A 3,180-nucleotide genomic window follows, 5' to 3' on the forward strand; every position below is an offset into this window, starting at 1 on the left:
GACGTCCGCCCCGCCGACCCGCTCGGAGCCGGCCGAGGAGCCGCTCCGGATCTCCCGGGGCGGGGCGGCCCGGCCCGACCTGGGACCCGACGTGCCAGGCCACGACCCCGGGCGGGGCCTGAACTGGGCCGCCTTGGCTGAGTGCGAGTCGGGTGGCAACCCACGGCAGGTCAGCGCCGACGGTTACTTCGGTCTCTACCAGGTCAGCATCTCGGCCTGGCGGTCGGTGGGCGGTCTGGGCAGCCCGGTCCGCGCGGATCCCTACGAGCAGACCGTCCGCGCACAGCAGCTCTACGCCCGCTTCGGCGCCGACCTGTGGCCGGTCTGCTCCCGCTACCTCTGACCCACATCCCAGACGCCGCCGGGCGACCCCGGGACGACGCCCTGACGACCCCGGACGGACCCGGCGGCGTCGGCCATTAGGCTGCTCGACATGGCTGCGGACGACACGGCGAGGACCGGGATGCTGGGCGCCGCCCAGATCCGTGAGCTCGCGACGCGCCTCGGGGTGAGCCCCACCAAGCACTGGGGGCAGAACTTCGTCATCGACGCCAACACGGTGCGCCGCATCGTCCGACTCGCCGGGGTCGGCCCGGACGACGTGGTGGTCGAGGTGGGGCCCGGGCTGGGCTCGCTCACCCTCGCCCTGCTGCCCGAGGTGGGCCGGGTCGTGGCGGTCGAGGTCGACCCGGTGCTGGCGCTCGCCCTGCCGCAGACGGTGCAGGAGCACGCCCCCGGACAGGAGGACCGGTTGTCGGTGGTGCAGGCGGACGCGCTCAACGTCGACGAGCTGCCCGACCCCCAGCCGACCGCGCTGGTGGCCAACCTGCCCTACAACGTCTCGGTGCCGGTCGTTCTCGGCTTCCTGCAGGCGTTCCCGACCCTCGAGCGGGTGCTCGTCATGGTGCAGCTCGAGGTCGCCGAGCGGCTCGCCGCCCGTCCCGGCAGCAAGACGTATGGCGTGCCGAGCGTCAAGGCTGCGTGGTATGCCGACGTGCGGCTCGCGGGCACGGTCAGCCGCAACGTGTTCTGGCCCGCGCCTAACGTCGACTCGGGCCTGGTCGAGTTGAGGCGGCACCCCGCTCCGCGCTCGAACGCCTCCCGGGCCGAGGTGTTCGCGTGCGTCGACGCGGCCTTCGCCCAGCGTCGCAAGACGCTGCGGGCGGCCCTCGCCGGCTGGGCTGGTTCCGCGGCGCGGGCCGAGGAGATCCTGCGGGCCGCCGGTGTGGACCCGAGAACGCGTGGCGAGAGCCTCGACGTCGAGGCGTTCATCGCGATCACAGCAGCCCGGCAGGACCTCGGGTGAGCACATGACCCACCCCACGAAAAGCACCCCACGAAGTCCTCGCTCGTGCCTCACTCGGTACTTCGCGGGGACCCCGCACTCCGCTGCGCTGCCACCCCACGAAGTTCTCCGCTGCGCTCCGATACTTCGCGAGGACCCCGGCCTCCGATACTTCGCGGGGACCGCGGCATGATCACGACCAGGGAGGGGTCGCGCCACGTCACCGTGCGGGTCCCGGCCAAGGTCAACCTCGAGCTCAACGTGGGGCCGCGCCGCGCGGACGGCTACCACGACCTGGCCACGGTCTTCCACGCCGTGGGCCTCTACGACGACGTGACCGTCGAGCCGGCCGCCGACTGGGAGGTCGTCGCGGCCGGCCCCTACGCCGAGCAGATCCCTCTCGACGAGAGCAACCTCGCCCTGCTGGCAGCGCGCCGCGTGGCGCAGGCGGGTGGCGTCGACACGCCGGTGCGGATCACGATCGACAAGCAGATCCCGGTGGCCGGGGGCATGGCCGGTGGCTCAGCAGACGGCGCCGCGGCCCTGGTGGCGTGCGACGCGCTCTGGGGCCTCGAGCTGTCCCGGCCCCAGCTTGACGCGATGGCAGGTGATCTCGGCAGCGACGTCGCCTTTGCGCTCACCGGTGGCACGGCGATCGGTTCGGGTCGCGGGGAATCGCTCGCCCCGGTCCTGGCCCGCGGCAGCTATCACTGGGTCTTCGCGATCAGCGAGGGCGGGCTGTCGACTCCCGCGGTGTATGCCGAGTGCGACCGGATGCGCGGACGGCGCCGGATCGCGGCACCCGAGCCGTCCGACGACCTCATGGCCGCCCTGCGCTCGGGTGATCCGCAGGCCCTCGGCTCAGCCTTGTCCAACGACCTGCAGGAGGCGGCCTTCTCGCTGCGCCCCCCGCTGCGCGACCTGCTAGCGGCCGGCCTGGAGATGGGGGCGCTCGGTGGGGTGGTCTCGGGCTCCGGTCCGACGGTGGCCTTCCTCGCGGCCGATGCGGAGGGGGCCCTCGACCTCGCGGTCGCGCTCGCGGCCGTCGGATCCGCTCCGGAGGTCAAGCGGGCGACGGGACCGGCTCACGGCGCCCACGTGCTCAGCCACGAGATGACCCGGGGTCGCTGAGCGTGGCCAATCTGGTTGCCCTCGAGCAGGTTTCACTCACGCTGGGCACCCACACGATCCTCGACGGGGTGTCGCTGGGAATCAACGGGGGAGCCCGGATCGGCGTCGTGGGCCGCAACGGTGGGGGCAAGTCCACCCTGTTGCGCGTGCTCGCAGGAGACCAGGAGGCCAACTCCGGCCGGGTCACGCGGGTCGGCATGCTCTCGGTCGGGCTGCTGCGCCAGGTCGACACGATCGACCCGGAGTCGACGGTGCGCGAGGCGGTGCTCGGTGACCTGCCCGAGCACGAGTGGGCAGGGGACGCTCGGGTCCGCGACGTGATGGACGGGCTGCTCGGCGGGGTGGAGGCGCCGGAGGTCGGCGGGCTCGACGCGGTCGTCGGCCCGATGTCCGGCGGCGAGCGCCGGCGGCTGGCCCTGGCCGCGTTGCTGGTCGAGGACCCGGACCTGCTGCTGCTCGACGAGCCGACCAACCACCTCGACGTCGAGGGCGTGGCCTGGCTGGCGCAGCACCTCGCGACCCGCCGCAACCGCCCCGGTACCGGCCTGGTCGCCGTGACGCACGACCGCTGGTTCCTCGACGAGGTCGCGACCCTCACCTGGGAGGTCGTCGACGGGCGGGTCGAGTCCTACGAAGGCGGCTACGCGGCATACGTGCTCGCCAAGGCGGAGCGCGACCGCATCGCCGCGGTGACCGAGGAGCGGCGCGGCAACCTGCTGCGCAAGGAGCTGGCCTGGCTGCGCCGCGGGCCGCCGGCGCGCACC

Annotated in this window: 4 protein-coding genes; all 4 read left to right on the top strand. The window is 73.4% G+C overall.

Annotated elements, in window-relative coordinates; genetic code table 11:
- Positions 1-343: transglycosylase family protein (locus FRW57_RS19455; protein WP_203230428.1), on the top strand; the 343-nt coding region annotated here is incomplete at its 5' end.
- Between the two features lie 90 nt (positions 344-433).
- Complete coding sequence (rsmA, locus tag FRW57_RS19460) at positions 434-1,306, top strand: 16S rRNA (adenine(1518)-N(6)/adenine(1519)-N(6))-dimethyltransferase RsmA (protein WP_152186815.1); 873 nt, start codon at positions 434-436, stop codon at positions 1,304-1,306.
- 168 nt (positions 1,307-1,474) lie between these two features.
- Positions 1,475-2,416, top strand: a complete 942-nt coding sequence (locus tag FRW57_RS19465; RefSeq protein ID WP_152186816.1) for a 4-(cytidine 5'-diphospho)-2-C-methyl-D-erythritol kinase — start codon at positions 1,475-1,477, stop codon at positions 2,414-2,416.
- A gap of 2 nt (positions 2,417-2,418) precedes the next feature.
- The coding region (locus FRW57_RS19470) for an ATP-binding cassette domain-containing protein (RefSeq protein ID WP_152186817.1) at positions 2,419-3,180 on the top strand (762 nt) is incomplete at its 3' end.

This window comes from Segeticoccus rhizosphaerae (genome assembly GCF_009192725.1).
In the GTDB taxonomy this organism is placed as follows: domain Bacteria; phylum Actinomycetota; class Actinomycetes; order Actinomycetales; family Dermatophilaceae; genus Segeticoccus; species Segeticoccus rhizosphaerae.